Genomic DNA, 2,279 nt, shown 5'->3' with positions numbered 1-2,279 from the left:
ATAGCCATCTAGGCCATCAGTCCCCTGAAGAGTTTGAGATCCGATATAATTCGGTAAGCTAGGTGTCTAGAATTTCAGGGGAAGATCAGCTAGTTTCACTGTTACCATTTGTTGCATCGGTAATAGTTTCACTGGTTAATCTGTAAAGGTTGTCGTAGCTGTAAGTGCTTTCTCTACCAGTTGATTCAGTCAGTTTAGTTCTGTGGCCTGTGTTATCAAGCTCATAGCTAAATTCATTGATAACAACACCTTGGGCATTGTAGTGACTCACCTTAGTAAGACGATTTAAGTCGTCATACGCGTACAAAGTACTGGTGCCATTACTGTTACTTTGTGATGCGCGGTTGCCATTTTTATCATAGCCGTAGCTGGTAACCTGATTTGTGTTATCGGTAACACTGATTAAACGGTTGAGTGCATCATAATTATAGGTTTCAACACGCGTTGTGCCATCTTGGTAAGTGACGGTAAGCTTGGTTTTATTACCCGCGTTATGATAGCTGTAAACTAATAGTTAAGGTGGGTGGCCTTTATATTCTAGTTGTCGATTAAAAATTAAGTTTACTCTGACCCTAGTTTTATATATTTTGCTTTTGTTCGATGGCTTCTTTTAGTTGAATAGCATCGTACTTATAGCCCTTTTTCTTAGCAAAAGAAAAATATCCTAATTTAGGAAAATCAAGTGCGACCTCTATATCTCGATCTTCAATTAACGTATTATCACCAAGATAGATGGACTCTAAGTTAGGGGCTGGTAGTAGTAGTTTGAGAGAAGGTAAAACTTTACATTCAAAAGTGAGTTTTTCAAGAGTAGAAACCTGTCCAAGTATTTCTAGGTTTTCGATATTATTCACCCCTTCAAATTGCAACCTCTTTAAATGTGCTAGTTGGGTGATAGGTTTGATGTCTGTTAGGCCTTTATTGGTATAGATGCCCAAGCATTCTAAGTTTGAAAACTTTTCGATACCTTCCAACGTAGACAATTTATGGCCTGATACCCCTAGTATTTTTAAACTACTTGCTAAACAATTATTAAAGTCACTTAGTGGGGCGGAGAGTCTGCTTAATCCTAGCCTATCAATCTTAATTGCACTGTCGATGATTGAGGCAGTGCCTTTACTGAAGTCTAAGTCACACCCTTTTAGGTTTGGTAGCCCCTCAAAGTCTATTGAACCTTTCGTATTACCTTTTATTGTTAAAGATTCTAAAGACTTGACACGACCTATCCATGAAATATCTTTCACCTGACCTGTTAGAAAATTTATTCCTTTGAACGAAACATCACTTAAATCAACGTCATTTAACCGTTCAAAATTATTTTTATTCCCCCATAGCCAAAGTAAATCAAAATTACCCTTTTTAATTAACCTTAACGCTTCATCACATGCTTCGTCATGAACTTCTAATCGGCTTTCATTAGTGCCATATATTTCATTAAACTCGAAACTCATTTATTGTCCTTCAATTAACAAAACTTTAACTTTTTAATCAGTTTTTCTAATTTGTCATTTTTTCTTGTTTGATATCGTTTATTCGCAGAGTCACCGTCTTGCTTTGGTTTACCTCCAGGTCCTTTTAAATCTCGAATAAACCGCTCTTCAACTGCATCTAAAATCTCATCAATCGTTTCAGAAGCTGTACCAGCAATTGTAATAGGTAAAACTGCTACTATATTGTCTGTATCAGTTCTCAATTTACGTATTGCTTTTTGTAATCTAGAAAGGATGCCGCGCTTTCCTTTGGCTTGACCAATATAGTTTTTACCAATCTTAGTATGATCGTATATATAGATACCTTTTAAATGTTTTACACCTCTTAGCAAAGCATCTTCTGCTATGGTTTCCGCTGCAAAGCAAACGCCATTCCAAACCAGTTGTTTGCCTTTTGTTTTAGCAATACCCCTTACACCTAAGTTAACCAATATATTTGATGTTTGTATAGTCGCCTTTACTTCTTGCAGAGTAAAATACCCACTCGGATCAACTCCATTCACCGGATCCGCATGGGTATACAAATACTTATTCAGGGTAACAGGTTCACCATCACGCCCCATCCATGCATCTTGCTGAGTAAAGCGCCCGACATTCTGGTCATAGTATATAGCCCTTAGGTAATACTGGTCTAAATCACCATCAAACTGTTCGCCTGTGTAAAGGTAATTATTTTCCGTTGTGCCTGTTTGGTTTTGTAACTCACCAAAGGCTAAATAATCGTAACTATCACTTTGTTCGCCACTGTCGTTGCTTAGACTTCTCGTTGAGCCAAGGCCATCATAGTGG

At 37.6% G+C, this 2,279-nt stretch carries 3 protein-coding genes; all 3 read right to left on the bottom strand.

From position 1 onward, the window contains the following. Positions 1-85: 85 nt before the first annotated feature. Positions 86-307, bottom strand: a complete 222-nt coding sequence (locus AN214_RS23380; protein ID WP_054981601.1) for a hypothetical protein — start codon at positions 305-307, stop codon at positions 86-88. Between the two features lie 271 nt (positions 308-578). Beyond that, on the bottom strand, positions 579-1,451 hold the full coding sequence (locus AN214_RS21610) for a hypothetical protein (protein WP_054981600.1): 873 nt from the start codon (positions 1,449-1,451) through the stop codon (positions 579-581). A gap of 14 nt (positions 1,452-1,465) precedes the next feature. Then, positions 1,466-2,279 (bottom strand): RHS repeat-associated core domain-containing protein (locus tag AN214_RS21605; protein ID WP_327077706.1); only part of this gene is annotated, 814 nt, incomplete at its 5' end.

The sequence above is a fragment of the Pseudoalteromonas sp. P1-9 genome (assembly GCF_001399975.1).
Taxonomy (GTDB): domain Bacteria; phylum Pseudomonadota; class Gammaproteobacteria; order Enterobacterales; family Alteromonadaceae; genus Pseudoalteromonas.
This window is presented reverse-complemented; position numbering and strand designations above follow the sequence as displayed.